The sequence below is a fragment of the Butyrivibrio proteoclasticus P6B7 genome, from assembly GCF_000622085.1.
GTDB classification, from domain to species: Bacteria; Bacillota; Clostridia; order Lachnospirales; family Lachnospiraceae; genus Butyrivibrio; species Butyrivibrio proteoclasticus_A.
Genome location: NZ_JHWL01000048.1, coordinates 1 through 2,931, shown reverse-complemented (window position 1 = coordinate 2,931; position 2,931 = coordinate 1). Strand labels below are relative to the sequence as shown.

Below are 2,931 nucleotides of genomic sequence, written 5' to 3'. Positions count from 1 at the left end.
TTGTACCTTCAAAACCGAACACTGAATATCTAAATCCTATTTCTATACACCTATCTTTTGGATAAGCCCTCGACCTATTAGTACACATCAGCTGAACACGTTACCGTGCTTACACCTTGTGCCTATCTAACCTCATACTCTCTAAGGGGTCTTACTGCTTGCGCATGGGATATCTCATCTTGAGGGGGGCTTCACGCTTAGATGCCTTCAGCGTTTATCCCTTCCGGACGTGGCTACCCAGCCTTATGCATCTGGCGATGCAGCTGATACACCAGCGGTCCGTCCATCCCGGTCCTCTCGTACTAAGGACAGCTCCTCTCAGATATCCTACGCCCGCGCCGGATAGGGACCGAACTGTCTCACGACGTTCTGAACCCAGCTCGCGTACCGCTTTAATGGGCGAACAGCCCAACCCTTGGGACCTGCTACAGCCCCAGGATGCGATGAGCCGACATCGAGGTGCCAAACCACTCCGTCGATGTGAACTCTTGGGAGTGATCAGCCTGTTATCCCCAGGGTAGCTTTTATCCGTTGAGCGATGGCAATCCCACTTTCATACCACCGGATCACTAAGTCCTACTTTCGTATCTGTTCCACCCGTCGGTGTCACAGTCAGGCTCCCTTCTGCCTTTGCACTCTACGAATGGTTTCCGTCCATTCTGAAGGAACCTTTGAGCGCCTCCGATACCCTTTCGGAGGCGACCGCCCCAGTCAAACTCCCCGGCAGACATTGTCCCCGGACCTGATTCAAGATCCTTGGTTAGAAGCCCAGCATCATAAGGGTGGTATCCCAACAGCGACTCACATACAGCTGACGCCATATGATCAACGTCTCCCACCTATCCTGTACATATGGTACCGGACCCCAGTATCAACCTGGAGTAAAGCTCCATGGGGTCTTTCCGTCCTGGCGCGGGTAACCAGCATCTTCACTGGTACTTCAATTTCACCGGGTGCATTGCCGAGACAGTGCTCAAATCATTACGCCTTTCGTGCGGGTCGGAACTTACCCGACAAGGAATTTCGCTACCTTAGGACCGTTATAGTTACGGCCGCCGTTTACTGGGGCTTAAATTCAAAGCTTCGATTGCTCTAACCTCTCCTCTTAACCTTCCAGCACCGGGCAGGCGTCAGCCCATATACATCACCTTTCGGTTTCGCATAGACCTGTGTTTTTGCTAAACAGTTGCTTGAGCCTCTTCTCTGCGGCCTGATTTCTCAGGCTCCCCTTATCCCGAAGTTACGGGGACATTTTGCCGAGTTCCTTAACAATGCTTCTCCCGTCGGCCTTAGGATTCTCTCCTCATCCACCTGTGTCGGTTTACGGTACGGGTTATGCATACACAATAGTGGCTTTTCTTGGCAGTCATATCTTGCGCTTCGCTACTTTAGTTCGCTCCACCTTGCGGTACCGGTTCTTCCTTCCCCGGCTCGCACCTTTTGCCTGCGTCCCCACAGTTCTGATATACATAAGTGCAGGAATATCAACCTGCTGTCCATCGCCTACGCCTCTTCGGCCTCAGCTTAGGTCCCGACTTCCCCAGGGCAGATCAGCTTTACCCTGGAATCCTTGGATATTCGGCCTGGAGGATTCTCACCTCCATCTCGCTACTCATTCCGGCATTCTCTCTTCTGGACACTCCACTGCTCCTTTCGGTACAGTTTCTGCGCCGCCCAGAATGCTCCCCTACCGATCAAATGTACCCGTAGATACATTCAATCCCTAGGCTTCGGTGTCGTGTTTCAGCCCCGGTAATTTTCGGCGCAGGACCTCTCGGCTAGTGAGCTATTACGCACTCTTTGAATGTGTGGCTGCTTCTGAGCCAACATCCTAGCTGTCTATGAAATCCCACATCCTTTTCCACTTAACACGTACTTTGGGACCTTAGCCGTAGATCTGGGCTCTTTCCCTTTTGACTACCCAACTTATCTCGTGTAGTCTGACTCCTGCGCTCAGCCTATATGGCATTCGGAGTTTGATAATCTTTGGTAAGCGGTGAAGCCCCCGCGGATATTCAGTGCTCTACCTCCATTAGGCATGCTACAGGGCTAGCCCTAAAGCTATTTCGGGGAGAACCAGCTATCTCCGAGTTCGATTGGAATTTCTCCCCTATCCACAGCTCATCACCACCCTTTTCAACGGATGTGTGTTCGGACCTCCACAGCCTTTTACGGCCGCTTCATCCTGTCCATGGATAGATCACCCGGTTTCGGGTCTATGTATAGAGACTATTCGCCCTATTCAGACTTGGTCTCCCTTCGGCTATTTACCTTAAGTACTTAACCTCGCCTCCATACATAACTCGCCGGACCGTTCTACAAAAAGTACGCGATCACACCTCATTTAGATGGTGCTTTCGCAGCTTGCAGGCACAGGGTTTCAGGTTCTCTTTCACTCCCCTCCCGGGGTACTTTTCACCTTTCCCTCACGGTACTATTCGCTATCGGTCACTAAGGAGTATTTAGCCTTACGGGGTGGTCCCCGCATGTTCAGACAAGGTTTCACGTGTCTCGTCCTACTCTGGATACTGTCTCGCTTTGTCCGTTTTCGTATACGTGGCTATCACACTCTCTGGCTGGTCTTTCCTTACCATTCTACTAACAGACTCCATCGATTATACAGTCCGAACCCCAGGGAGCAAGCTCCCTGGTTTGGGCTCTTCCGCGTTCGCTCGCCGCTACTTACGGAATCACTTTTGTTTTCTCTTCCTCCGGCTACTTAGATGTTTCAGTTCACCGGGTTCCCTCTCATAACCTATGGATTCAGTTATGAGTGACAGAGGTCTTCTCTGCCGGGTTGCCCCATTCAGATATCTGCGGATCAATGTTTATTTGCAACTAACCGCAGCTTTTCGCAGCTTATCACGTCTTTCTTCGGCTCTTAGTGCCAAGGCATCCGCCCTGCGCCCTATATAGCTTAACCTTAAAAGC

At 51.3% G+C, this 2,931-nt stretch carries 1 rRNA gene; it reads right to left on the bottom strand.

The window, feature by feature from the left end:
• Positions 1-57: 57 nt before the first annotated feature.
• A 23S ribosomal RNA gene (locus tag T541_RS0116335) occupies positions 58-2,923 on the bottom strand.
• Between the last annotated feature and the right edge of the window lie 8 nt (positions 2,924-2,931).